This is a genomic window from Acidovorax facilis (genome assembly GCF_023913775.1).
GTDB lineage: Bacteria > Pseudomonadota > Gammaproteobacteria > Burkholderiales > Burkholderiaceae_C > Acidovorax > Acidovorax facilis.
Genome location: NZ_JAMXAX010000359.1, coordinates 1 through 255 on the forward strand (window position 1 = coordinate 1; position 255 = coordinate 255).

The following is a 255-nucleotide window of genomic DNA, read 5'->3' on the forward strand; positions in this document are numbered from 1 at the left end:
GCGCGTCACCTCGACGTTGTAGGCATAGCTCGCCGGCGTCTTGCCGTCCGCCATCAGCGACCCGTCCATCATCACGCTGGTAAAGCCCGAGCGGATCGACTGCATGCACACCGCAGGCGAAGTACCGTGGTCCTGGTGCAGCACTACCGGCAGATCGGGGTGGGTCTCCACCGCCGCCAGCATCATGTGGCGCAGGTACGCCTCGCCAGCGTATTTGCGTGCCCCGGCGGAGGCCTGCAGGATCACCGGACTGTC

1 protein-coding gene is annotated in these 255 nt (G+C 66.3%); it reads right to left on the bottom strand.

The features are described from left to right. Positions 1–255, bottom strand: a 255-nt coding sequence (locus tag NFX52_RS30590; protein ID WP_252636036.1) for a class II fructose-bisphosphate aldolase, incomplete at both ends; no start/stop codon positions are given.